The 24,418-nt window shown below is 58.6% G+C and carries 23 protein-coding genes; 17 read left to right on the forward strand and 6 right to left on the reverse strand.

Annotated elements, in window-relative coordinates:
- Positions 1-12 precede the first annotated feature (12 nt).
- Positions 13-246 (reverse strand): (Na+)-NQR maturation NqrM, encoded by a 234-nt coding sequence (gene nqrM, locus SIC14_RS10565; RefSeq protein WP_412565773.1) that lies wholly within the window; start codon positions 244-246, stop codon positions 13-15.
- An 18-nt stretch (positions 247-264) separates the two neighbouring features.
- Positions 265-1,293: an FAD:protein FMN transferase gene (locus SIC14_RS10570; protein WP_412565774.1), complete on the reverse strand. Its 1,029-nt coding sequence runs from the start codon at positions 1,291-1,293 to the stop codon at positions 265-267.
- 175 nt (positions 1,294-1,468) lie between these two features.
- On the opposite strand from SIC14_RS10570, the gene SIC14_RS10575 reads away from it, so the two are divergent.
- From SIC14_RS10575 to nqrF, 6 genes are read left to right on the forward strand one after another with little or no spacing between them, the layout of a single operon-like run.
- Complete coding sequence (locus SIC14_RS10575) at positions 1,469-2,812, forward strand: Na(+)-translocating NADH-quinone reductase subunit A (protein ID WP_412565775.1); 1,344 nt, start codon at positions 1,469-1,471, stop codon at positions 2,810-2,812.
- A 2-nt stretch (positions 2,813-2,814) separates the two neighbouring features.
- Complete coding sequence (locus SIC14_RS10580) at positions 2,815-4,014, forward strand: NADH:ubiquinone reductase (Na(+)-transporting) subunit B (protein WP_412565776.1); 1,200 nt, start codon at positions 2,815-2,817, stop codon at positions 4,012-4,014.
- Positions 4,007-4,825 carry a Na(+)-translocating NADH-quinone reductase subunit C gene (locus SIC14_RS10585; protein ID WP_412565777.1) on the forward strand — a complete coding sequence of 273 codons (819 nt, stop codon included), beginning with the start codon at positions 4,007-4,009 and terminating at the stop codon, positions 4,823-4,825. The genes SIC14_RS10580 and SIC14_RS10585 overlap by 8 nt, the downstream gene beginning before the upstream one ends.
- On the forward strand, positions 4,825-5,478 hold the full coding sequence (locus tag SIC14_RS10590; protein ID WP_412565778.1) for an NADH:ubiquinone reductase (Na(+)-transporting) subunit D: 654 nt from the start codon (positions 4,825-4,827) through the stop codon (positions 5,476-5,478). The genes SIC14_RS10585 and SIC14_RS10590 overlap by 1 nt, the downstream gene beginning before the upstream one ends.
- Complete coding sequence (nqrE, locus tag SIC14_RS10595) at positions 5,478-6,086, forward strand: NADH:ubiquinone reductase (Na(+)-transporting) subunit E (RefSeq protein ID WP_412565779.1); 609 nt, start codon at positions 5,478-5,480, stop codon at positions 6,084-6,086. Before SIC14_RS10590 ends, nqrE begins: the two co-directional genes overlap by 1 nt.
- Positions 6,087-6,099: 13 nt before the next feature.
- Positions 6,100-7,323, forward strand: coding sequence for an NADH:ubiquinone reductase (Na(+)-transporting) subunit F (gene nqrF, locus SIC14_RS10600; protein ID WP_412565780.1), 1,224 nt, complete (start codon positions 6,100-6,102; stop codon positions 7,321-7,323).
- Positions 7,324-7,411: 88 nt separating this feature from the next.
- Here nqrF and fcl read toward each other — a convergent pair whose 3' ends face one another.
- The 3 genes from fcl to SIC14_RS10615 form a co-directional block, all read right to left on the reverse strand.
- Positions 7,412-8,383 carry a GDP-L-fucose synthase gene (gene fcl, locus SIC14_RS10605; RefSeq protein ID WP_412565781.1) on the reverse strand — a complete coding sequence of 324 codons (972 nt, stop codon included), beginning with the start codon at positions 8,381-8,383 and terminating at the stop codon, positions 7,412-7,414.
- 4 nt (positions 8,384-8,387) lie between these two features.
- Positions 8,388-9,509, reverse strand: coding sequence for a GDP-mannose 4,6-dehydratase (gene gmd, locus SIC14_RS10610; protein ID WP_412565782.1), 1,122 nt, complete (start codon positions 9,507-9,509; stop codon positions 8,388-8,390).
- A gap of 277 nt (positions 9,510-9,786) precedes the next feature.
- Positions 9,787-10,638 carry a sterol desaturase family protein gene (locus SIC14_RS10615; protein ID WP_412565783.1) on the reverse strand — a complete coding sequence of 284 codons (852 nt, stop codon included), beginning with the start codon at positions 10,636-10,638 and terminating at the stop codon, positions 9,787-9,789.
- 236 nt (positions 10,639-10,874) lie between these two features.
- On the opposite strand from SIC14_RS10615, the gene SIC14_RS10620 reads away from it, so the two are divergent.
- From SIC14_RS10620 to SIC14_RS10650, 7 genes are all read left to right on the forward strand, one after another.
- Entirely contained in the window at positions 10,875-13,007 is a 2,133-nt protein-coding gene (locus tag SIC14_RS10620) for an ATP-binding protein (RefSeq protein ID WP_412565784.1), read from the forward strand.
- 175 nt (positions 13,008-13,182) lie between these two features.
- Complete coding sequence (locus SIC14_RS10625; protein WP_412565785.1) at positions 13,183-13,944, forward strand: DeoR/GlpR family DNA-binding transcription regulator; 762 nt, start codon at positions 13,183-13,185, stop codon at positions 13,942-13,944.
- A gap of 29 nt (positions 13,945-13,973) precedes the next feature.
- Positions 13,974-14,942, forward strand: coding sequence for a phosphate/phosphite/phosphonate ABC transporter substrate-binding protein (gene phnD, locus SIC14_RS10630; protein ID WP_412565786.1), 969 nt, complete (start codon positions 13,974-13,976; stop codon positions 14,940-14,942).
- A gap of 66 nt (positions 14,943-15,008) precedes the next feature.
- The gene (phnC, locus tag SIC14_RS10635) at positions 15,009-15,806 is read left to right on the forward strand and encodes a phosphonate ABC transporter ATP-binding protein (RefSeq protein ID WP_412565787.1); all 798 of its coding nucleotides are present in this window, start codon (positions 15,009-15,011) and stop codon (positions 15,804-15,806) included.
- A gap of 32 nt (positions 15,807-15,838) precedes the next feature.
- Positions 15,839-16,627, forward strand: a complete 789-nt coding sequence (gene phnE / locus SIC14_RS10640; RefSeq protein WP_412565855.1) for a phosphonate ABC transporter, permease protein PhnE — start codon at positions 15,839-15,841, stop codon at positions 16,625-16,627.
- Positions 16,627-17,442, forward strand: coding sequence for a phosphonate ABC transporter, permease protein PhnE (phnE, locus tag SIC14_RS10645; RefSeq protein WP_412565788.1), 816 nt, complete (start codon positions 16,627-16,629; stop codon positions 17,440-17,442). Before phnE (SIC14_RS10640) ends, phnE (SIC14_RS10645) begins: the two co-directional genes overlap by 1 nt.
- Positions 17,442-18,359 (forward strand): HAD-IIA family hydrolase, encoded by a 918-nt coding sequence (locus SIC14_RS10650; RefSeq protein ID WP_412565789.1) that lies wholly within the window; start codon positions 17,442-17,444, stop codon positions 18,357-18,359. The genes phnE (SIC14_RS10645) and SIC14_RS10650 overlap by 1 nt, the downstream gene beginning before the upstream one ends.
- A gap of 47 nt (positions 18,360-18,406) precedes the next feature.
- Here SIC14_RS10650 and SIC14_RS10655 read toward each other — a convergent pair whose 3' ends face one another.
- The gene (locus SIC14_RS10655; protein WP_412565790.1) at positions 18,407-18,796 is read right to left on the reverse strand and encodes a carboxymuconolactone decarboxylase family protein; all 390 of its coding nucleotides are present in this window, start codon (positions 18,794-18,796) and stop codon (positions 18,407-18,409) included.
- A 493-nt stretch (positions 18,797-19,289) separates the two neighbouring features.
- On the opposite strand from SIC14_RS10655, the gene SIC14_RS10660 reads away from it, so the two are divergent.
- The 4 genes from SIC14_RS10660 to SIC14_RS10675 all read left to right on the forward strand — a co-directional run bounded on the left by SIC14_RS10660 (position 19,290) and on the right by SIC14_RS10675 (position 24,371).
- The gene (locus SIC14_RS10660) at positions 19,290-21,116 is read left to right on the forward strand and encodes an ABC transporter permease (RefSeq protein WP_412565791.1); all 1,827 of its coding nucleotides are present in this window, start codon (positions 19,290-19,292) and stop codon (positions 21,114-21,116) included.
- 3 nt (positions 21,117-21,119) lie between these two features.
- Positions 21,120-22,268, forward strand: a complete 1,149-nt coding sequence (locus SIC14_RS10665; RefSeq protein WP_412565792.1) for an ABC transporter ATP-binding protein — start codon at positions 21,120-21,122, stop codon at positions 22,266-22,268.
- 34 nt (positions 22,269-22,302) lie between these two features.
- A complete protein-coding gene (locus SIC14_RS10670; RefSeq protein ID WP_412565793.1) occupies positions 22,303-23,427 on the forward strand; it encodes an ABC transporter substrate-binding protein in 1,125 nt (374 codons plus the stop codon).
- 83 nt (positions 23,428-23,510) lie between these two features.
- Positions 23,511-24,371, forward strand: a complete 861-nt coding sequence (locus SIC14_RS10675; protein WP_412565794.1) for an inositol monophosphatase family protein — start codon at positions 23,511-23,513, stop codon at positions 24,369-24,371.
- The last annotated feature ends 47 nt before the right edge of the window (positions 24,372-24,418 follow it).

Consider the following 24,418-nt stretch of genomic DNA (forward strand, 5'->3'; position numbering starts at 1 on the left):
AAAGAAAGCGCCTCAGGCGCTTTCCATCTGTTCCATCATTTTCTTGGCCCGCGGACATTGCAGCCGCTCTTTCAGCGGGCTGTCAGGATCAATGTCCTTTTTGCAAACAAGACATTGATCCGCGTCGCTGATCGCATTGAGACCGCCGCAACTGCCCTTGATGGTTTTGTTCATCAGGATCACGCCAAGTGCCATGCCCAGCATGATGACAAGAAGAAAACCGAAGGTGAACAGAAACGTGGCCATCTGCGACGTCCTTTGTGATTAGGCGGTAAGGGCTGCGAAACGGGGACTGGCCACCGATTTGAACTGCAGGCCGGTGGCGGCTGCGTCACGTTCGATGAACAGCACGGCAACATTGTGTTTGGCGGCAACTTCCAGACCACGCTCGCGGCCCAGGGTCAGCATCGCGGTGGCCCAGGCGTCTGCCAGCATGGCGTTGTCCGCCAGCACGGTGGCCGAAGCGGTGGTGTGTGTGATCGGACGGCCGGTCACAGGATCGATCACATGCGAGAAACGCTGCCCGTCCTGTTCGAAGTAGTTGCGGTAGTCGCCGGACGAGGCCAGGCCAAGACCCGAAACGCCCACAACATCCATCACGCCGCCGGACAGAGCCGCGGGTTTCTCGATGCCGATCTGCCAGGGCTGACCGTCAGGGTTCTTACCCGAAGCGTAAAGGTCACCGCCGATTTCGACCATATAGTCGGTGATGCCCAGCTTCTCCAACGCCTGACCCACTTTATCGGCACCGAACCCTTTGCCGATCGCGGCCAGGTAAACATTTGCCTCACCTTGGGTCTTTTGCAGAGCACCAGCACCGACGTTCAGCGTGTTGCCGTGACCTGCGCGGGCGGCGGCATTGGCGATTTCTGCCTCAGACGGCATCGACTTGGTGCCTTTGGCGCCGAAGCCCCAAAGTTCGATCAGCGGGCCCATGGTGGTGTCGAAACGACCTTCAGAGGCCAGGTGCACCTCTTCGGCGGCCTGCATCACATGTGCGAGATCGGACGAGACTGCGACAGATTCGGTCGAGGTCTGCGCGTTGAAACGCGAGATTTCCGAGCCAGCGTCCCAGTTCGACATCTGCCGATTCACCAGTGCAAGCGCCTCTTCGATTCGGGCTTTGGCCAGTTTCTCATCCACCGAGTTCGACGGATCCACAGCAACAACATTGTAGTTGGTGCCCATGGTAAAACCTGCGATTTCAAGCACTTTCGAGCTGAATTTGCAGGCGGCCAGTGCCAGCGGCATCAGCATGAAGGAACGGCGGGAGAAGGTGATCGGGTTAGACAAGGTTCGCACCCCTTTATCGCGGTCGATTGGGCATAGATTATGGTTTGGAGGGCTTTTCGGCGACATTTCGGGCCAATTCAAGCCAAAAACGGATGCAATGAATCAGAAATTTCTACTTTCGTCTTACTCCGAGTTGTCGCATAAGCCCCTCAAAACTCCGCCAGAGGTCCATCACGTGAAGCGCTTTCCGCTAAAGAAAGGCCTAAATGTGCCCATTCAAGGCGCACCAAGGCCAGAGATTGAAGCCGCCCCCCAGGTTGGGACGGTTGCTATACTGGGTGACGATTATATCGGCCTGAAACCGCGAATCCTTGTTGCCGAAGGCGACACGGTGGCTGCGGGCACCCCTGTCATGATCAACAAAGATCTGCCCGAAGCGCAGATCGTCTCGCCGGTCGCAGGCCGGGTGAAGGCGGTCAACCGCGGTGCGCGGCGCAAGTTGGTCAGCATCGAAATTGAGGTTCAGGATGGCGCTGCGGAAGCGGTCGACTTCTCCTCGGTTGGGGATGTTGCCACGGTTGAAGGGCTGACAGAACGTCTGTGTGCTGCAGGTCTTTGGACCTCGTTCCGCACCCGTCCCTACTCAAAGGTGCCTGCGCTCGGCTCCAAGCCGAAAGCGATCTTCGTAAACGCAATGGACACCGAGCCACTGGCCGCTGATCCCGCAGTGATCATCGCCGAAGAGGCCGAAGCTTTCGCCAAAGGTCTTGGCGCCATCGCCATGCTGACCGACGGTGCAACCTATCTGTGCCACGCTGACGGCGCGAGTGTTGCTGGCGGTGATCTGGCCGGTGTCGAAGCCGCCGCTTTCTCGGGTCCGCACCCCGCAGGTCTGGCCGGCACACACATCCACTTCCTCGCACCGCCGAAAGCGGATGAGACGGTTTGGACCATCAACTATCAGGATGTTATCGTCATTGGCCGTCTGTTGCTGACTGGTAAATATGACGCCTCCTGCGTGATTTCGCTGGCCGGCCCGGTCTGCAAGGATCCCCGTCTGGTCCGCACAATTGCCGGTGCGTCGATGACTGATCTGGCAGCAGGCGACCTGCCGCAGGATCTGCCGGTGCGTCTGATCTCTGGCTCGGTCCTCAGCGGCCGCGCGGGTGAAGGCGAAAGCGCCTATCTGGGCCGCTACGCCCGTCAGATCACCCTGATCGAAGAAGACCGCAAACAAATCCCGATGGGCTGGATCCGTCCGATGTTTGCAAAATACGCGTTCCAGCCGGTTCTGGGGTCGATGCTGTCGAAGCGGAAGTTCCCGCTGACCTCGAACTTGAACGGTGGTCGCCGTGCGATGGTGCCGCTGGGCACCTTCGAAGAGCTGATGCCGCAGGACTTCCTACCGACACAGCTGCTGCGGGCGCTGCTGGTGATGGACACCGATCAGGCTCAGGCGCTGGGTGCGCTTGAACTGGACGAAGAAGATTTGGGCCTGGTGGGCTTTGCCTGCCCGGCGAAATACGAATACGGCATCGCCCTGCGCGATAGCCTGACGAAGATCGAGAAGGAGGGGTAACCTTGGGCTTGCGTAACTTCTTCGATCGGATCGAGCCGCATTTTCTCAAAGGCGGCAAATGGGAACAGTATTTCCCAATTTACGAGATGGTCGAGAGCTTTATCTACACGCCAAAAACGGTGACCACCGCGGCACCGCATGCGCGTTCCTATGTCGATATGAAGCGGATCATGACCTATGTTGTGATCGCGACGATCCCCTGTATCCTGATGGCGCTCTACAATACCGGCTACCAGACCAACCTGGCGATTGCCGAGTTTGGCGCATCGGGCTGGCGCGCAGCGATCATCGAGACACTGGGCATCGGTTTCAACGCAGCGAACCCGCTGGCGAACATGCTGCATGGGCTGCTCTATTTCCTGCCGATCTATATCGTGACACTAGTTGCAGGTGGCATCTTCGAGGTGGTCTTTGCCACCGTGCGCAAACACGAGGTGAACGAAGGTTTCCTTGTGTCTTCCATGCTTTATGCGCTGATCGTTCCGGCAACAACACCGCTGTGGCAGGTGGCTTTGGGCATTATCTTTGGTGTGGTGATCGGCAAAGAAGTCTTTGGCGGCACCGGCAAGAACTTCCTGAACCCCGCCTTGACCGGTCGTGCGTTCCTTTACTTTGCCTATCCGGCTGCGATGTCGGGTGACAGCGTCTGGGTGCCTGTGGACGGTTTCACCGGTGCAACGGCACTGGCAGTTTCGGCCTCTGACGGCTTCCAGGAACTGGCTGCGCGCGGCATGACCTGGTGGGACAGCTTCCTGGGCTTCATCCCCGGTTCGATGGGCGAAACCTCGACCCTGGCGGCACTCTTGGGCCTTGTCTTCCTGCTGATCACCAAAATCGCCAACTACCGTATGGTGGTGGGCTGTATGGCAGGCATGATCGGTTTCTCGCTGCTGTTGAACTGGATCGGCTCCGACACCAACCCGATGTTTGCCATGCCGTGGTATTGGCATCTGGTTGTTGGTGGCTACGCCTTTGGCCTGGTCTTCATGGTTACCGAGCCGGTGTCCGGTGCGCATACCAACATGGGCCGTTACATCTACGGGGCGCTGATCGGTTTCATGGTTGTGATGATCCGTGTGATCAACCCGGCCTTCCCCGAAGGTATGATGCTGGCCATCCTCTTCGGTAACGTCTTTGCGCCGCTGATCGACCACTTCGTCGTGCAGGCCAACATCAAACGCAGGGCAAAACGCCATGTCTGAAAACGAACAGAACCAAAGCGAACCTAAAGGTTTCATTGGCCGGTTCCTGGCGCAGCCGCCGGACACCGTGGGCAAGACGCTCTTTGTGGCGATCACCCTGTGCCTCGTTGCCTCGATGATTGTATCGGCCGCCGCTGTTGCGCTGCGTCCGCTGCAGGAAGTCAACGCGCTGAAGGATAAGCAGGTCAACATCCTGCAGGTCGCAGGCATCTACGATCCGTCTCAGGACGTGCTGGAAGCTTTCGCAGCCTTTGAACCGCGTGTTCTGGAGCTGGAAACCGGCACCTTCACGGATCAGTTCGACGTCGCAACCTTTGACGACCGCGCCGCTGCAGACGATCCCGCAACCTCGGTTGCGCTGGATGTGGATCCGGCGGGCATTGGCCGTCAGGCCAAGTTCGTCACCGTCTACCTGCTGCGTGACGACGCGGGCGCCATCGACAAGGTGATCCTGCCGCTGCATGGCTACGGTCTGTGGTCGACGCTCTATGGCTTCATCGCACTGGAAGAGAACGGCAACGACATCTTCGGCCTGCAGTTCTACGAACATGCCGAGACCCCGGGTCTGGGTGCAGAGGTCGACAACCCGCGCTGGAAGGCGCTTTGGGCTGGCAAGAAGCTGTCGGATGAAAACGGCGAGCTGCAGATCAGCGTGACCAAAGCGGCCCCGGCAGCAGGGGCCGACTACCACATCGACGCGCTGGCAGGGGCGACCCTGACCACTGTGGGTGTTCATAACCTGGTGAACTTCTGGATGGGCGAAACCGGCTACCAGCTGTTCCTGGAAAATCTCAAGGCGGGGAACGTGTAATGGCGCAGAAACGCAGAGAAATGCTGATCGACCCGCTGGTCGACAACAACCCGATCACGCTGCAGGTGCTGGGCATTTGTTCGGCGCTGGCGGTGACCTCCTCGTTGCAGGTGGCCTTTGTTATGTCGATCGCGGTGACTTTTGTGACGGCGTTTTCGTCGATGTTCATCTCGATCATCCGCAACCAGATCCCCGGCTCGATCCGGATCATCGTGCAGATGGTCATCATCGCTTCGCTGGTGATCCTGGTGGATCAGATGTTGAAGGCCTACGCCTTTGAAATCTCCAAGACGCTTTCGGTCTTTGTAGGTCTGATCATTACCAACTGTATCGTGATGGGCCGCGCCGAAGCCTTCGCCATGAAGAACCCGCCAGTGGCGAGCTTTATCGACGGTGTTGGCAACGGTCTGGGCTATGGCCTGATCCTGATGTTGGTTGGTGTGATCCGCGAACTCTTCGGCGCGGGCAGCCTGTTTGGCGTGACCATTCTGGAAACCGTGAACAACGGTGGCTGGTATGTCCCCAACGGTATGCTGCTGCTGCCGCCTTCGGCGTTCTTTATCATCGGTCTGATCATCTGGGCCTTCCGGTCGTGGAAGCCTGAGCAGGTCGAAGAACGTGAATATAAAATCCAGACGGTGGAGGGTCACTGATGGAAGGGCTGCTTTCACTCGCGGTCAAGGCGATCTTTGTTGAGAACCTTGCCCTCTCCTTCTTCCTCGGCATGTGTACCTTCATCGCCGTATCCAAGAAGATCTCAACCGCACTTGGTCTTGGCATCTCGGTGATGATCGTTCAGGCGATCACCGTGCCGGCCAACAACTTGATCCTCACCTACCTGCTGGCGCCTGGCGCGCTGGCATGGGCCGGTTTCCCCGACGTGGATCTGACCTTCCTGGGTCTGATTTCCTACATCGGTGTGATTGCGGCGCTGGTGCAGATCCTTGAGATGGTGCTCGATAAATACTTCCCGCCGCTCTACAACGCGCTGGGTGTCTTTCTGCCGCTGATCACGGTAAACTGTGCGATCCTTGGTGGTTCGCTGTTCATGGTGGAGCGGGGCTACAACTTCACCGAAGCGGCCACCTATGGCCTGTCCTCGGGCTTTGGTTGGGCGCTGGCCATCACCGCGATGGCCGGTGTGCGCGAGAAGCTGAAGTATTCCGATATTCCCGATGGTCTTCAGGGCCTAGGCATCACCTTCATCACCGCAGGTCTGATGGCTTTGGCCTTCATGTCCTTCTCCGGCGTGAAACTGTAAGGGGTTTATGTCAATGGCAACTTTTGGCCTTGGTATCATTCTGTTTACGCTGATCGTGATCGCCCTTGTGGCAATCATTCTGGCCGCACGTTCGCGGCTGGTGTCCAGCGGCAACGTCAACATCACCATCAACGGTGAGAAAACCATTTCCGTCCCTGCGGGCGGCAAGCTGCTGCAGACGCTGGCGGAACAGAAACTGTTCGTGCCGTCGGCCTGTGGCGGCGGTGGCACCTGTGCCCAGTGTCGGGTGAAAATCCATGCGGGTGGCGGGTCTATCCTGCCGACCGAAGAAAGCCACATCACCAAGCGTGAAGCGGCCTGCGGCGACCGCCTGTCCTGTCAGGTGGCTGTGAAGCAGGACATGGAAGTGGAAGTCCCCGAAGAGGTCTTCGGCGTGAAGAAGTGGGAATGCACCGTGCGTTCTAACGATAACGTCGCGACCTTCATCAAGAACCTCGTGCTGGAACTGCCCGAAGGCGAGGACGTGAACTTCCGGGCTGGTGGCTACATTCAGATTGAAGCGCCCGCGCACAAGCTGAAATACACCGACTTCGACATTCAGGAAGAATACCGCGAGGACTGGGACAAGTTTAACCTGTGGCAGTATGACTCCACGGTTTCCGAACCCATTGAACGCGCCTATTCGATGGCCAACTACCCGGACGAAAAGGGCCTTATCATGCTCAACGTCCGTGTGGCCTCGCCGCCTCCGGGCTCCGAGGGCATCCCTGCAGGTCAGATGTCTTCGTTCATCTTCAATCTGAAGCCGGGTGATAAGGTGACCATTTCCGGTCCGTTTGGCGAGTTCTTCGCGCGCGAGACCGATAAGGAGATGGTTTTTGTTGGCGGTGGTGCAGGTATGGCCCCGATGCGGAGCCACATCTTTGACCAGCTGAAACGTCTTGAGAACCGCGACCGCAAGATCACTTTCTGGTACGGCGCCCGTTCCAAGAAAGAGATGTTCTTTGTTGAGGACTTCGACCAGCTGGCGGCAGAGTTCCCGAACTTCACCTGGCATGTGGCGCTGTCCGATGCCCTGCCCGAAGACGATTGGGGCGGCTACACCGGCTTCATCCACAACGTGCTGCATGATGAATATCTGAAGGATCACCCGAACCCTGAAGATTGCGAATACTACATGTGTGGCCCGCCCATCATGAACCAGTCGGTGATCAACATGCTGGTGGAAATGGGTGTTGATCGCGAAGATATCATGCTGGATGACTTTGGCGGCTAAACAATCGCTGAGAGATATAGAAAGGGCGGGAAGTGTGAACTTCCCGCCCTTTTTCTGTTTGGATTGATGACCGCAAGAACGACTGCAGTTAGGTCCTGAGCGCCTCAGCATTTGCAAGGAACCACTGATAGGTTTCCGCCACTCCGTCTTCCAGCCCGATCCGCGCACGCCAGCCCATCTGGTCCAGTCGCGACACATCCATCAGCTTGCGCGCTGTGCCGTCTGGTTTGCTAGGATCGGTGGCGATCCGGCCCGCAAAGCCCACCACATCGGCCACCAGCTGCGCCAGTTCCAGGATCGAGACATCGCTGCCGCAGCCCACGTTGATATGAGACAGCATCGGGTCGGTGTTGGCATCATAGTTGGCCTTATCCAGCCCCAGCACAAACAGCGAAGCCGCGGCCATATCATCCACATGCAGAAACTCGCGTCGGGGTGTGCCGCTGCCCCAGATCGTGACCTCCTCCAGCCCTTGCTGCGCCGCCTCATGAAAGCGCCGCATCAGGGCCGGCAGCACGTGGCTGTTTTCGGGATGGAAGTTGTCCCCCGGGCCGTAAAGGTTGGTCGGCATCACCGACCGGTAGTCCACACCATGCTGACGGTTGTAGCTTTCACAAAGCTTGATCCCAGCAATCTTGGCAATGGCATAGGGTTCGTTTGTCGGCTCCAATGTGCCGGTCAGCAGGGCGTTTTCCTGCATCGGCTGAGGCGCCGCCTTGGGGTAGATACAGGAGGAGCCAAGCTGCAACAGCTTGCGCACCCCTGCTGCAAAGGCCTGATGGATCACATTGCATTCGATCATCAGGTTCTTGTAGATGAAATCAGCGGGGTAGGTGTTGTTGGCGTGGATCCCGCCCACCTTGGCAGCGGCCAGAATGACCTGATCGGGCCGTTCCGCCTGCATGAAGTCGCGCACCGCTTGCTGATCGGTCAGATCCAGTTCAGACGAGCTGCGGGTGAGCAGCGTCAACGCTTCCCCCGTTGCCCGCCGCGCCTCGAGTTGGCGCAAGATCGCGCCACCAACCATGCCGCGATGGCCCGCCACAAAGACCTTGCTCATGGTTTCAGCCTTCCACACTAACGGCCACTTCCATGCCGTGCGATTTTAGCAGGGCGTGGCGTTTGGCCTCTTTCAGGTCTTCACGTACCATTTCGGCGCACATGTCCTGCACAGTGATTTCCGGCACCCAACCAAGTTTTTCTTTCGCTTTGGTCGGATCGCCCAACAAAGTTTCCACCTCTGCAGGGCGGAAGTAACGCGGGTCTATCCGCATGATCACGTCGCCAACCTTCAGCGCCGGTGCCTCGCTGCCGGCTATGGCTGCTACAGTGGCGATCTCATTGACACCTTCACCGGAGAACTTCAGCGTGATCCCCAGTTCGGCTGCCGACCAGGTGATGAACTCTCTGACGGAATATTGCACACCGGTTGCGATCACATAGTCCTCCGCCATGTTTTGTTGCAGCATCATCCACTGCATCCGCACGTAGTCTTTGGCATGGCCCCAATCCCGCAGCGCGTCGATGTTGCCCATGTAAAGGCAGGGTTCGAGCCCCTGGGCTATGTTGGCCAGACCACGGGTGATCTTGCGTGTCACAAAAGTCTCACCACGGCGCGGGCTTTCGTGGTTGAACAGGATGCCGTTGCAGGCGTGCATGCCGTAGGCTTCGCGGTAGTTCACAGTGATCCAATAGGCGTACATTTTGGCGACGGCATAGGGCGAACGGGGATAGAATGGCGTGGTTTCGCGCTGAGGGGTTTCCTGTACCAGACCATATAGTTCCGAGGTTGAAGCCTGATAGAACCTTGTTTTGCCCTCGAGCCCCAGAAAACGGATTGCCTCCAGCAGACGCAGGGTGCCAATGGCATCAACATCGGCCGTATACTCGGGGCTTTCGAAGGACACCGCCACATGGCTTTGCGCCCCGAGGTTATAAACCTCATCGGGTTCCACCTCGCGCAGGATACGGGTCAAGTTTGATGTGTCGGTGAGGTCGCCATAATGCAGCTTGAAGTTGGCGTTGTCGACATGGGGATCCTGATAAATATGGTCCACACGCTGAGTGTTGAACGACGAGGCGCGGCGTTTGATCCCGTGCACCTCATACCCTTTTTCAAGAAGAAACTCGGCCAGATAGGATCCGTCCTGACCGGTTACGCCTGTGATTAATGCACGTTTGTTCATATCTGTCTCACTAAACTTAAAGTACTATTGGCTTAACATTCTCAGATGCTGTGTTGCCGCTGCTTAGAACAGCGATGTGAAACCGGCCGAATATGCGGCGTTTCTCCCCAACTCAGCTGATCTTTTCCTACAGAAGCGCGCACACAAATCAAAGCGGCTTTTCTCGTTAAACTGAAGAGTGGTGCATTGATGATGAATGGGCCTGTTTGTTGCGCAAAGTGCTCATTCGCCGAACACGACAGTGCCGTTCTTTGACGACCAGCAGCTTGGCAGCGGCCTAACTGTTCGGTGGCGGCGGCGCTTCCTCTACGTCAGCTTTGCCTTGTCGAAATGGTTGGGTCAGCAGCCTGTCCAGCCAGAGATCCCGACGTGTCCGGAACCGGTCCGTGCCGATTTGCATGCCTTGATGTCCCAGCCCCGGCGCGTCGATGTAGGTGCCCAGCAGCCGGTCCCACCAAGGCAGATTGAAGCCAAAGTTTGAATTGGCCTCCCGCGGGTTGGTGGAATGATGCACACGGTGCATGTCCGGCGTGACCACGATGAGGCGCAACACGCGGTCAACCCCGACCGGCAGCCGGATGTTGCCGTGGTTGAACAAAGCGGTGCCATTGAGCAGGATTTCAAACAGCAAAACAGCCACAGCAGGTGGCCCGACCAAAGCGACTATTGCCAGCTTGATCGCCATCGACAGCAAGATTTCGAGCGGGTGAAACCGCAGTCCGGTGGTGGCGTCAAACTCTAGATCTGCGTGGTGCATCCGGTGCAGCCGCCAAAGCAGCGGCACGGCATGAAACATCACATGCTGCAGATATATCGCAAGATCTAGGATCAGGAGCGAGGCGACAATCGCCAGCCAGTTCGGCACAGCAAGGATATTGAACAGCCCCCAGCTGTTCTGTTCGGCCCACTCCGCCAGCCCCACCGCAAGAACGGGGAAACTTAGCCGCAGGATGACTGTGTCCAGCACCACAAGCGCGATGTTATTGGACCACCGTAGTACTTTCGGGATCTCTTGCCGTCGTTTTGGCGCTGCCAGTTCCCAAAGCACCATCGCCGCCAAAATGCCAAGGAACGCGGTAAGCCGCAACTGTGGTTCATACGCAAGCAGGGTGGCGGGCAGGTCGGACATGGGGTGACAACAGCTCCTTCAGGCATGCGCAGATGCCTCCACACAAATGGTTTTTTGAATGTATTTGGGAGCGCCGGGCCGTCCTGTCAACCGGCCGCTGTCGGGGTGTCTTTATGTGTGGCGGGACCGGGGTTGGCGGCTTTGTCGCAGCGGTGCGGATCGCGTGGCTCAACAAAGACCTACAACGTATTCGATTTGCGTCGTTTCTTTGATCAACCGCGCCGGAGATGACCAGAGTGAACAACCTCGACCAAGACGAAGCCCGCATCCAAGAGGCGGAGCTTAACCGAAGTGTAAACTTTGGCCGTTTTGTTGCGGGGTTGAACGTGGTTCTGGCGCTGCCTTGGGTGCTCTATTTCCTCTATCAGAACGCTTGGGTCAGCCTGCAGCAACTGGCTGTGGTTCTGCTGCCAACCCTGTTCCTCTTTGGGCTTTTGTTCACGCGCTACCACTATCTTGGACGGCTCACCTGGCTGTCGATGTTGATCATCGTAATGCTGGACCGGTCCTATGCCCGCGGGATCTATGTGGATTCCGAACTGACCGTGCTGGTGCTGCTGGCGCTGCCATTGTTGCTGTTTTCCTCTTTCAAAGAACGCCGCACCCAGGTTGTGATGTCGGTTGTTGTGGTCGGCGCTGCTGTATCGGCATTGAGCATGGATCTGGCAGGCTGGCACCCGAACCGCCCGCCATTGCCCAATATTGTGCCGGTCGAAAGTGATTTTGGCATCCGCATGACGCTGGTGGCGGTGCTGATGGCGCAGATGGTCTATTTTGTCTACCTGAACCGTCGCCTTTCGGATGACCTGTTGAAGGCAGTGCGGGGCGCGCATCAGGCGGCCAAAGCCAAAGGGGAATTTTTGGCCAATATGAGCCACGAAATCCGCACGCCCATGAACGGGATGATCGGCATGATCGAAGTGCTGGAGGCGGAAGGGCTGAAAGACACCCAGCGTCCGCTGGTCGGCACCATCCGCAACTCGGCACTGTCGTTGTTGCGGATCATCGATGACATTCTGGATGCCAGCAAGATCGAAGCCGGTAAGATGGATGTCACCTATTCCCGGATGGAGTTGATCCCTGTGGTGGAAGGCGCGGCGCAAACGCTGCGGGTGATGGCGGATGAAAACAAAGTGCGGATCCGCCACCATCTGGATCCGGATATCCCACATTGGATTGTCGGAGATTCTGGCCGATTGCGACAGATCCTGCTGAACTTGCTCAGCAATTCGGTGAAGTACTCTGCTCAGAAACTGACCGGTCGCGAAGGTGTCATCTGGTTCCTTGTCGATATGGATGAAGAGGGCCGGTTGCGCTTTGCGGTGCGTGATAATGGCATCGGCATGAGCGATGAGTTGCAGGCCGCGCTATTCCAGCCGTTTGTGCAGGGCGAAGGTCCGGCCAAACGGGAGGTGAATGGCACCGGTCTGGGCCTTGTGATCACCCGTAATCTGGTCTCGATGATGGGCGGTGAGATCACCGTGCGCAGTGTTGAAGGATCAGGGTCCGAGTTTCGCGTAACCCTGCCGGTGACTCGGTTGGAGGGGCCTTCCAGCATGCCCGGTGTCGCGGGGCGTCAGGTTATCTGCCTGGCCGATCCGCAGGCCAAGGCCGATCCCTATCTGAAAAAGATGCTGGCGGGCATGAAGGTGGAGGCCACTTTTACCCGCACGGTGGCGGAAGCCATTGCCGCAGGTCAAGGGCGGGACGCGCCGTTTTTCCTGATGCCAACCATCAACACGGTCGCCACGGATGCCGCAATTGCGGAGCTACGGGCCGCGTGTCCCGGGGCGCGGTTCCTGCGGTTCGGGGCAGAACGCGCCGAACGTTATGGGCGGGTGTCAGAAGATACCTACCGGCTGCAGGTGCGCCCGATCATGGTCTCAGCCTTCATCAAAGGTATCGAAGAGATGAGCCGCCCCGTTGGCGATGGCACCCATATTGATGCGCCAAAGCCTGAGCCAGTGCAGGCGCCGCCCAAACCCGAGGCATTGGGGCTGGACAAGCGGATCCTTGCGGTTGAGGACAATGAGATCAACCAGGCGGTTTTGTCCAAGCAGCTGGAGCTGTTGGGGGTGAGCTTCGACATCGCTTCCAACGGGCAAGAGGGCATGGCGCAGTGGCAGGGCGGTGGCTACGACCTGATCCTGACCGATTGCTACATGCCAATCATGGACGGGTTCGAGATGACCTCGGAGATCCGCGCCCAGGAGCTGCAACAGGACCTGAAGCGCACACCGATCGTCGCCATCACCGCCGATGCGATGGAGGGCAAACGCGAGGATTGCATGGCCGCCGGCATGGATGAAACCCTGACCAAGCCGCTGGAAATGAACGCTTTGCGGCACACGCTGCAGCAGCTTTTGTAGCCCCTTCACATCAGGATCGCGTTCAGTGTTGTGTTAACAATGTTGGATGCGCCAAAGTTTTTGTTGCATTAATTGCGATTTGCCACAGACTTCTGGGGAGATTCTGTCTTTTCACACAGGTTTGGGGGGTGTTGTGCCGCAGGGGGACACAACCACAAAAGAACAGCCGCAACGTTTGCGTAAATCTGCCCGGCAGGAACAGATCCTGTCCGAGTTGAAGCTCAGGCCACATGTACGCATTGGCGAGATGGCACGCCGCTTTGGAGTGTCTTCGGAAACCATCCGGCGCGATATGGATGAGCTGGGGCGGGACGGTCGGCTGTCGCGGGAACATGGCGGCGCCTCGTCCTCGAGTTTTGCCAATTTACCGGGCTACGGCGAACGCAGCCGCGAACGCACTGCCGAACGCGAAGCCATTGGGCGCGCGGCGGCAAGCCTGGTGCAGGACGGTCAGCGCCTCATGATTGATAGCGGTGCTACGACATTTCAGATGGCCCGCGCCCTGACCGTGTCTGGCACGCGCTGCACCGTGGTGACCAATTCGCTGGAGATTGCACTGACCCTCAGCACCAGCAAGGTGATTGAGGTGTTCCAATGTCCGGGCCAGCTGTTGCCCTCTGAGGCTGCGACCACTGGGATTGATACTGTTGATTATTTGAAAGGCTTTCGGGTGGACGCCTGTTTCATTGGCGCCTCTGCACTGAACGTGCAGGGCATTCAGGAAACCGTCCCCGGATTTGCCGATGTTAAAAAAGCGATGATCGCAAGCGCCACACAGGCGCATCTGCTGATCGACTCGCAGAAATTCGACCTCCCTGGATTCCGTCATGCCGGCGATCTGGTGAGTCTCGATACCGTTGTGGTGGACCGGCGCCCTGAGGAAGCGCTGGCGGAGGAGTTGGAGGCCGCAGAAGTCTCAGTCCTTGTCGCCACGTGATCATTTCAAACTTCTTGGGAGGAAGAATTATGAAACTGAAGACGTCTTATTTAGCAATTTTGGCTGCTGCAACTTCATTGGTGGCAGGCGCTGCACAAGCGGATTGTGAACGCGGCACATTGGATGCGATGTATTGCGATGCCGATGGCGATCTGATCGCGGATATCCCCACCGACGCCAGCAAGCAGGTGGATCCCTCCACATTGGTTTTTGCCTACACTCCGGTGGAAGATCCCGCCGTCTACAAAGAGGCCTGGGCTGATTTCCTGACCTATCTGGAAGAAAAGACCGGCAAAAAAGTTGCCTTTTTCCCGGTGCAATCCAATGCCGCCCAGATCGAGGCGATGCGATCGGGCCGCCTGCATATTGCGGGCTTCAACACCGGCTCAAACCCTCTGGCGGTCAACTGTGCCGGTTTCCGCCCGTTCACCATCATGGCCGGGGCAGATGGATCGTTCGGGTATGAAATGGAAATCCTGACCTATCCGGGGTCCGGCATCGACTCGGTTGAGGGGATCAAAGGCAAGCAACTTGCCTTCACCTCACCCACCTCGAACTCGGGCTTCAAAGCGCCTTCTGCGATCCTCAAGGCCGACTATGACATGATCCCGGAACGGGACTTCGAGCCGGTCTATTCGGGCAAACACGACAACTCGATCCTGGGGGTCGCCAACAAGGACTATCAGGCGGCGTCCATTGCCAATTCGGTTCTGGCAAGGATGATTTCACGGGACGTGGTGCAAGAGGATCAGTTGGTCTCTCTCTATAAATCGCAGACCTTCCCGACCACCGGTTACGGCGTGGCCTATAACCTGACACCCGAGCTTCAGGCTACCATTCAGGACGCGTTCTTTAGCTTCCAGTGGGAAGGCTCCACCCTTGAAGAAGAGTTCGGTAAGAACGGCGAAGCGCAGTTCATTCCGATCACTTACCAGGAACACTGGGACGTGATCCGCAAGATCGACAGTGCCAACGACGTCAGCTACGCCTGCAAATAAGCACGGGTTCGCAACACCGTGGCGGGGTCCTTTGTGGCCCCGTCGCCTGCAATTGAAGAGGCGGCCATGCTCAGGCTCAAGAAACTACTCAAGACATATAAAACAGGCGACCAGGCACTGAAATCGATTGATCTGGAAATTCCGGACGGCCAGGTTCTGGCACTTATCGGCCCATCGGGAGCTGGTAAATCCACCATGATCCGCTGCATCAACCGGCTGGTCGAGCCGACAAGCGGTGAGGTTTGGTTGGATGATGCTGATCTGACCAAACTATCTTCGGGCGGGTTGCGGCAGGCGCGGCGTCAGATGGGGATGATCTTTCAGGAATATGCCCTGGTAGAACGTCTGACCGTGATGGAAAACGTTCTGTCCGGTCGTTTGGGCTATGTCGGGTTTTGGCGCAGCTTTCTGCGCAAATACCCGCAGAAGGATGTCGACGAGGCGTATCGCCTGTTGGACCGTGTCGGCCTGCTGGCGATGGCCGACAAACGGGCGGATGAACTGTCTGGCGGCCAGCGTCAGAGGGTCGGAATTTGTCGCGCTCTAATTCAGGACCCCAAGTTGTTGCTGGTGGATGAACCCACCGCTTCGCTGGATCCAAAAACCAGCCGCCAGATCATGCGTCTGATCTGCGAATTGTGCGCCGAGCGCGGCCTGGCCGCGATCATCAATATTCACGATGTGGCACTGGCACAGATGTTCGTCAGCCGAGTGGTCGGTTTGCGGTTTGGCGCAATCGAGTTTGACGGCACGCCGCAGGAACTGACGCCGGATGTGCTGACCACGATTTATGGCGAGGAAGACTGGGAAGCGACCATCGAAAAGGTTGAGGATGAGGAAGACACAGAAGGGGCCGCCGCATGAGCAGCGCAACTTCTCCTGAACTACAGGCCCTTATGGGGCAAAAGTGGCAGCGCCCGCCAATGGTCAAACGGACCTGGTTGCGTTGGACCTTGATGATCGGATTCGCTGCTTATCTGGTGGCCTCATACCTGACCATCGATGTGAACTGGACCCGCGTCTACGAAGGTCTGGACCGTGGCGCGGCCTTTGTGATGGCCTTCACCAGCCCCGATTTCACCGGCCGCGCCGGAGATATCTGGGACGGCATGGTGGAAAGCATTGTGATGACCGTTGCGGCCTCGGTGGTGGGCATCGCCATCTCGATCCCGATCGGTCTGGGCGCGGCCCGAAACATCGCCCCGATGCCGGTTTATCTGATTTGCCGCGGCATCGTCGCGGTCAGTCGCGCTTTGCAGGAAATTATCGTTGCGATCCTACTGGTGGCGATTTTCGGCTTTGGGCCGCTAGCGGGGTTCCTAACCTTAAGCTTTGCGACCATCGGCTTTCTGTCGAAACTGCTGGCCGAAGATATCGAAAGCATGGACCGCGTGCAGGCAGAAGCGATCAAAGCCTCAGGCGCGCGTTGGATGCAATGGATCAACTACGGGGTGCAGCCGCAGGTCATGCCGCGCCTGATTGGCCTGTCGATGTACCGAATCGACATCAACTTCCGCGAAAGCGCCATTCTGGGGCTGGTCGGGGCAGGGGGCATTGGCGCCACGCTGAACACCGCCTTTGACCGCTACGAATACGACACTGCAGCGGCCATCCTGATCATCATCATCGGGATCGTAATGGCGCTGGAATACCTGTCGGGCATCATCAGGGCGAGGGTTCAATAATGCCACATACGGATGTGAATGGAACCCGGATCTGGCACCGCCGTACCCGATCCGAGAGCCTGACACGCTGGTTCGGCTGGCTGTTGGGGGTCGCGGTCTTTGTCTATTGCTGGCAGCAGATCAGCGCTGCAACCACCTGGTTCTTTGTCACCGATGCCCCGCGCATTGCTACGGACATATGGGACCGGGCCACCCCTCCGAAATGGGCGTACATCGCCCAATTGGGACGCCCCATCTGGGACACTTTGAACATCGCCACGCTCGGCACGATCATCGCGCTGTTTCTGGCGGTGCCAACGGCGTTTATGGCGGCGCGCAACTCCACCCCCTCGGCAGTGTTCGTGCGCCCCATTGCGCTGTTGGTCATTGTGTCGACCCGTTCAATCAACTCGCTGATCTGGGCGCTATTGCTGATCGCCATCATCGGCCCCGGTGTCTTTGCCGGTGTGGTGGCGATCGCGATCCGGTCAATCGGGTTCTGCGCCAAGCTGCTTTATGAGGCGATCGAAGAAATCAACGAGGTGCAGGTTGAGGCGATCACCGCCACCGGTGCGTCGCGCTGGCAGGTTATGGTGTACGGCATCGTGCCGCAGATCCTGCCCGCCTTTGCAGGCATCGCGGTGTTCCGCTGGGACATCAACATCCGCGAGTCTACGGTGCTGGGGCTTGTCGGGGCGGGGGGCATCGGGCTGCAACTGTCGGCGTCGCTCAACGTGCTGGCCTGGCCGCAGGTCAGTCTGATCCTGATTGTCATCCTCTTTGCGGTTGTGATCAGCGAATGGGTCTCGGCCAAAGTGCGCGGAGCCATCATCTGATGTCAGCGAAATTCCGGACCACGGATTATCAAACGGCATTTGCCGGATATGAAGCGGTCAGACACAGACTGCCCGAGGCGGGGCCGCCTCGGGAGACCGAGGTTGCCGCGACTTTGGCGGAGGTCGCGGAGCACTATGATAGTTTCCTGCTGGATGCATTTGGTGTGCTGAACATCGGCGAAAGTCCGGTGCCGGGTGCCCCGGAACGGCTGGCCGCGCTGCGCGCGCAGGGCAAGAACTTGCGGGTGTTGACCAATGCCGCCAGCGTGCCGGTGGAAGATCTGCTGGCAAAGTATCACCGCCTTGGGTTCGACTTCACCATGGACGAGGTGATTTCCAGCCGGCAGGTCTTGCTGGCGGAGGCAGCCAAACACATCGGGATGCGCTGGGGCGTGATCCTGCCGGAGGGCGCGGCGGTCACGGATCTGGCGGCGCTGAACTTTCATCTGTTGGCGGACAATCCCGCAGACTATGACGCGGTGGATGGTTTTTTGTTCCTTGGCAGTGCTGGGTGGAGTGACACTCGGCAGGCGCTGCTGTGCAGGGCGCTTGTGGCGCAACCGCGCCCCTTGTGGATCGGCAATCCGGATATCGTGGCCCCGCGGGAAAACGGGTTCAGCATCGAGCCCGGTTACTTCGCGCATCAGGTGGCAGAACAAACTGGGGTAGAGCCGCTGTTTTTTGGCAAACCCTTCGGGAATGCCTTTGATATGGCGCTGGCCACATTGCCGCAACCCGTTGATCCGGCGCGAGTTTTGATGGTCGGGGACAGTCCGCACACGGATGTTTTGGGCGGCAATGCCGCCGGTGTGCGATCCGCGCTTCTCACGCCATATGGCTTTCTTGCCGGTCAGGATGTGGGCGCAGCGATGCTTACCTCTGGCCTCTATCCCGACGTGTTGCTTCAAGCCATCTGAGAGCCACCACCCGCAGGCCTCTTGCGGGTGGTGCCCTCGGCTTCAGGTCACAGTTCGCCCATCTCTTCCAGCACTTTGCGGGCCACACGGAAACATTCCAGCGACTGCGGCACACCGCAGTAGATGCCAACCACATGAATGATGGCGCGAATCTCTTCCTTGCTGACACCGTTGTTCAGCGCGCCACGGCAGTGAATTTCCCATTCGTGCATCTTGCCTAAGGCGCCGATCATGGCGAGGTTCATCATCGATCGGGTTTTGGGCTCGATCACATCATCGCCCCAGCCAAACCCCCAGCACCAGGCTGTCATCGCTTCCTGAAACGGGCGGCTGAAGTCGTCCGCTGCGGCGAGGTTTTTCTCGACATATTCAGCACCCAGAGTGCCCTTGCGCTGTTCCAGACCTTTTAGGAACAGATCCTCGTCAAATGTGCTCATTTTTTACCTCTCTAAAATCACGGGGTTGTCGGGCGGCGTTTCACCCAGTGTCATCTGGTGGCCCACTCTTTCGGGTGACCATACCCAAAGGCGAGCCGCGCCCGAAGGGGATTTCGTAAAGGCGCCCCGAATTTATGTGGGTGCTTTTGACGTCCTGCTCGCGATCCTGATGCTGTGTCACGCGAAAACGGGGCGTTTGCAGATTCTGATTGCAATGCTGTGCATGGGTAATTGGGTTTTCTGGTCATTGAGTGCGTAAGGGTTGGTGGAATTTGCGCCAAATTGTTGATATTTTGCAGTTTTTGTGAAATTGCACAGCTGTGCAAAATTGCGTTGACATCGAAGGGGCTCTTGCCGCAGGCTAGGGGCAAGCCAAAGAGCGGCGCCGTCGGGGAGGCGGCACGGCTCTTGCTGGTCCCGAGGACTGAATAAGACAGGAGGAGCACGTCGTGGGAGGACGCGCGCTGCGTTGCCGGAATGAGGGCACGCTGACATGAGTAATCCGGAGATGCTGAAAGGGGGCGATGCGCCCCGTCTGCAGCGGTTGAAGTATCGGCTTCGCATTGGTTGGAGAGAGCCGACTGCACTGATCGGCGTTTTGCTGACCGTGTTGTTTGCCTATCTGATTGTGGTGCCGATTATTTCGTTGCTCTACGACTCGATTGAAATCCAGTTTGGCGATGGACGCCGGGCCGGTGGTCAGATGGGAGACCTCACCACCTACTACTTCAATCGCGCTTTGTTTTCGCCGGTGGCCAGCGATCTGTTCTGGGAGCCGCTGTCGCACACCCTGTCGGTTTCGGCGGGCGCAATCACCCTGTCGCTCAGCATCGGCTGTCTGCTGGCCTGGCTTCTCGCCCGGACCGATATGTTTGCACGGCGCTGGTTCGCCACTGCGCTGATCGTGCCCTACATGCTGCCCAGCTGGACCTTTGCCTTGGCATGGCGGACCCTGTTCAAGAACCGTGAAGTGGGTGGTCAGCCCGGCTGGCTGGAGTCGATGGGCTACACGCCACCGGATTGGCTGGCCTATGGTCAGGTGCCGATCACGGTCATTCTGGCGCTGCACTACACGCCCTTCGTAATTCTGCTGTTTGGCAACGCATTGCGTCGCTTTGACAGCCAACTGGAAGACTCGGCCCGTATCCTGGGCGCGAAACCCGGTACTGTGGCGCGCCAGATCATTCTGCCACTGATGCTGCCGGCGCTGATGTCGGCCACCGTGTTGATCTTTGCCAAATGTCTGGGCGAGTTCGGCGTGTCTTATGTGCTGGGCCTGCCAGTGGATTACGACGTGCTGGCGACCTCTCTTTATCGGTCGATCAGTTCACGCCAGCCCGGTGTGGCGGCGGTGATTGCGATGGCGATCCTGTTGATCGGTGTGGTTTCCCTGCTGATTGACGCCCGTCTGGTGCGCGAAAGCCGCAAGTTCGTCACTGTTGGTGGTAAAGGTTCTATGAACCGGAAAACCAGCCTTGGGATCTATCGCTTGCCGGCCACGGCCGTTGCTGCGATCATCTTCTTCCTGAGTGTTGGTCTGCCGCTGTTCGTGCTGATGGCATCGACCGTGATGAACGTGCCGGGGGTCTTTGCCTGGGACAACTTCACGCTGGATTACTGGATCGGCGAAAACCTTGATACGGTCGCCTATACGACCGGCATTCTTTATACTTCCGACCTCTGGAACGCCATGTGGAACACCCTGCGCATTGTGGGTTTTGCCTCGATCTGTTCGGGCATCATGGGGCTGTTGGTCGGCTACGTTGTGGTGCGCTCGCCTGTGCGACCGGTCGGCAGCTTCCTGCGTCAGGTGACGTTCTTCCCTTACCTGGTGCCGGGAATCGCCTTTGCTGCCGCTTACCTGTCGCTCTTTGCGGTCCCGCGCGGCCCGATCCCGGCGCTTTACGGCACGGCAGCTATTCTGATCCTTGCCTTGATGGCAGACCAGATGCCCTATGCCAGCCGCGCCGGGATCTCGGCCATGATGCAGCTGGGGAAAGACCCTGAGGAAGCCGCGCAGGTGGCGGGTGCCGGTTGGTTCCGCCGCCTGATCACCGTGGTCATTCCGATCCAGAAGGGGGCTTTGGTGGCCGGTGTGCTGCTGCCCTTCATCTCGGGGATCCGGGGCCTCAGCCTCTTTGTGATCCTTGCGGTGCCGGGCACGGATGTGCTGACGACCTTCTCGCTGCGTCTCTTGGATTACAACTACACACAGGCCGCCAACGCGATTGTGCTGATCATCTCGGCCATAGCCTACTTCGGCACGCTGGCGGCGCAGAAACTCACAAAAACCAACCTCGCTGACGGATTGGGGGGATAACCGATGCCGACGATCAAGCTGACTTCGGTCGATAAACAATATGACAAGAGCAGCCCCGTGAAGGCGGTGGATGACCTGAATCTCGAAATTGGCGATGGCGAGTTCATGTGCCTCTTGGGCCCTTCGGGCTGCGGGAAAACCACAACACTGCGGATGATTGCTGGGCTGGAAAACCTGTCCGAAGGCGCCATTCAGGTGGGGGAGCGTCTGGTCGACAGCGCCAATGACGGCGTGTTTGTGCCGCCGGAAAAACGTGGCATGGGGCTGGTGTTTCAGTCTTACGCCCTGTGGCCGCATCTGACGATCGAACGCAACACGGATTTCGGTCTGCGCCTGCGCAAGGTGCCGAAAGCCGAGCGGGAAGAGCGCGTGAACCACGTGATGAAAACGCTGGGGATCGAGCAGTATCGCGATCGCTACCCTTCGCAACTGTCAGGCGGTCAGCAACAGCGGGTGGCTCTGGCGCGGATGCTGGCGGTGAACCCCGAAGTGCTGCTGCTGGATGAGCCGCTGTCGAACCTTGATGCCCGTCTGCGTCTGGAAATGCGGGCCGAGCTGAAGCGTATTCACAGCGCCTTTGGCACCACCATTGTCTTTGTGACCCACGATCAGTGGGAAGCGATGACATTGGCGACCCAGATCGCGGTGATGAACCAGGGCACGTTGCAACAGGTCGGCACGCCGGAGGACATTTATGATCGCCCCGCCAACCGGTTTGTGGCCGAGTTTGTCGGTAGCCCGCCGATCAACATAATTGAAATGCATGACGGCGGTGATGCCGGTCTGCGGCAGGCGCTGCGGGCGCATTTGCAGGGCGATTATGCCGACGGGGCCGAAATTGCCTCGGTCGGGCTGCGTCCCGAGAACATTCAGATCGCAGCCTCGCCTGCGGCCGTGTCGGACAGCGATTTCCAGCGTCCCATGGTCGTGACCGCGGTGCTGCCGACGGGTGGCAGCTGGATTGTCGAGATGGAGGATAACGGCAACCAGCTCTTTGCAACCACCAACCAGCCGCCAGTGCTGAACGCAGGGGACAAGGGTGTCTACAGCCTCGCCCCTGGTGCGATGCACAGTTTTGACGGCAAGGGCGTGCGGTTGCAGCCGCTAGCAGAGGAGGCCAGCGCCAAACAAGACGTCCGAGAGGCGGGTTAACCGCCTCCGGATCACCAACGTGGAGGAGAAGAAAATGAAGAAGATGACCAAAAGTATTTTGAAAAACAGCTGTCTGGCTGGCGCCGCATTGGGTGCAATGGTTGGCGCAGCCCAAGCGGAAGAGTTCAATCTGGACGCTCTGATCGAGGCGGCTAAGGCCGAGCCGGGCATCACGATCTACGCCAGCACCGGCAAGATCAAAAAGGCCGCGGCAGCCTTCACCGAGCTTTACGGCATTGAGGCCACCGGCACCAAAGTGAAGGGCGCGGCCCAGATCGAACTGGTGGTACGGGAAGCCCAAGCCCGCAACATCGTCGGCGATGTGGTGATTTCTTCCGATGCGGGCGCTGCACTGGCGCAGCTGCTGCCTTCGGGCATCGTGGCCAGCTGGACCCCGCCGGATATGGCGGGTGATATTCGTGATGACAGCAAGGACCCGCTGGTGGTCTGGCGTGACCCGTCAATGTGGACCTACAACAACGAAGATGGCGGCGCCTGCCCGGTGTCCAACATCTGGGAGTTGACCGGCGAAGAATGGGCCCGTCGTGTGACAATGGAAGACCCGCTGAACAAACCGTCCTTCATTGACTGGTTTAACCAGATGGAAATGCACGGCGACGACAAGATGGCGGCAGCCTATGAGGCGTACTTCGGCAAGGCGCTGGTCACCAGCGGTCAAAGCGCAACCAAAACCTGGGTACAGATGATCGCCGCCAACGCGCCTCTGCTGACCGACAGCTCCTCTGGGGCGGCCGAAGCGATTGGCACCCGTGGTCAGGACAAGCCGTTCTTTGGTCTGGTGGCCTCGGCCAAGTATCGCGACGTCAGCCCCGAAGGTCTGGCAATGGCGCCTTGTGAAGGCATCCAGCCCTCGATGGGGTTTGCCAAGCCGGGCTACGGCCTGATCTCGGACGGCACCGACAGCCCCAACGCGGCCAAGCTGTTCCTGCACTACATGATGACCGCCGAAGGTGTGATGCCGATGACCTCGGACGGGAAGCTGTCGGGCAACGGCGCGGTGCCGGCGAACCCGAAAGACATCTCGAACGCAGCGGCACATGTCGACAACCTGACCCCGCATATCGCGGCCACAGGCATGGATGACTTTGATCTGCGCCAGGACTGGCAGGATTTCTGGCGCATCCACTACAAGCGCTGATCAACGCCAAACGACGGAGACGGGCAGTGTGCTGCCCGTCTCGCACCCTCTGAATTCTTAGATTCCCCCGCGAAGGACTGACAATGACCGCCGTCCGCTCCGAAACCTTGCAGGATGATGCTGTGCTCAGCGCCCGTTTGCGCGGCGTGGCAATTGATGCGGCACGCGCCGTGGAAATGCCGCTGCGCACCGCGTTCCGGTCGGAAATGGCCGTGGATTTCAAAAAGGACCTGCGTGACATCGTCACGCAACACGACAAGGCTGCCGAAGAAATCATCGTGGCCCAATTGCTGGCAGCTGTGCCCAACAGCGAGGTTGTTGGAGAGGAAGGCGGCAGTCGCGGGCAGGGGGCGATCCGCTGGTATGTCGATCCAATTGACGGCACAGCCAACTTTGCCCGGGGGTTGCCAAACTGGTGTGTCTCCATCGGGGCGGTGATTGCAGAGCAAATCGTGGCCGGTGTGATCCTTGATGTGATGGGCGGCAACCTGTTCAGCGCCGATCTGAACGGAGCCTATCTGAACAACACCCCCATGCAGTCCAACGCGGCAGCAGAGGCAAAATACGCGACGTTGATTTCCAGCTATCCGGCGGAACGGGATTTCCGTGCGGATGGGCGGGCAGCAGCACTCGAGACCTTTGGGGATCTGGTGGAAGCCTTTTCTTCGGTGCGGCGCAATGGCAGCGCGGCGCTGGGACTGGCCCATGTGGCGGCAGGCTGGGCGGACGGTGCGGCCGGGTTTGGCATCAACCCTTGGGATGTGACCGCTGCCATTTTCATCCTACGACAGGCGGGTGGCTCTTATCACCCGGTGGCTTACGGCGAAGGGGTGGCAACTGAGCCGGCTCATGAACACCCTGCTTATGTCGCGCTTGGCAAGGGCGCCGACTATCCGAAACTCATTGCCCGTTGGGATGCGATCGCACGGGCGCGCAAATCGTGAAATGACCTTTGGCCCCGCGTGGGCCGTATCAGAAAAGTGACCAAGAC

This window comes from Thalassobius sp. MITS945101 (genome assembly GCF_047123305.1).
Lineage (GTDB): Bacteria > Pseudomonadota > Alphaproteobacteria > Rhodobacterales > Rhodobacteraceae > Thalassobius.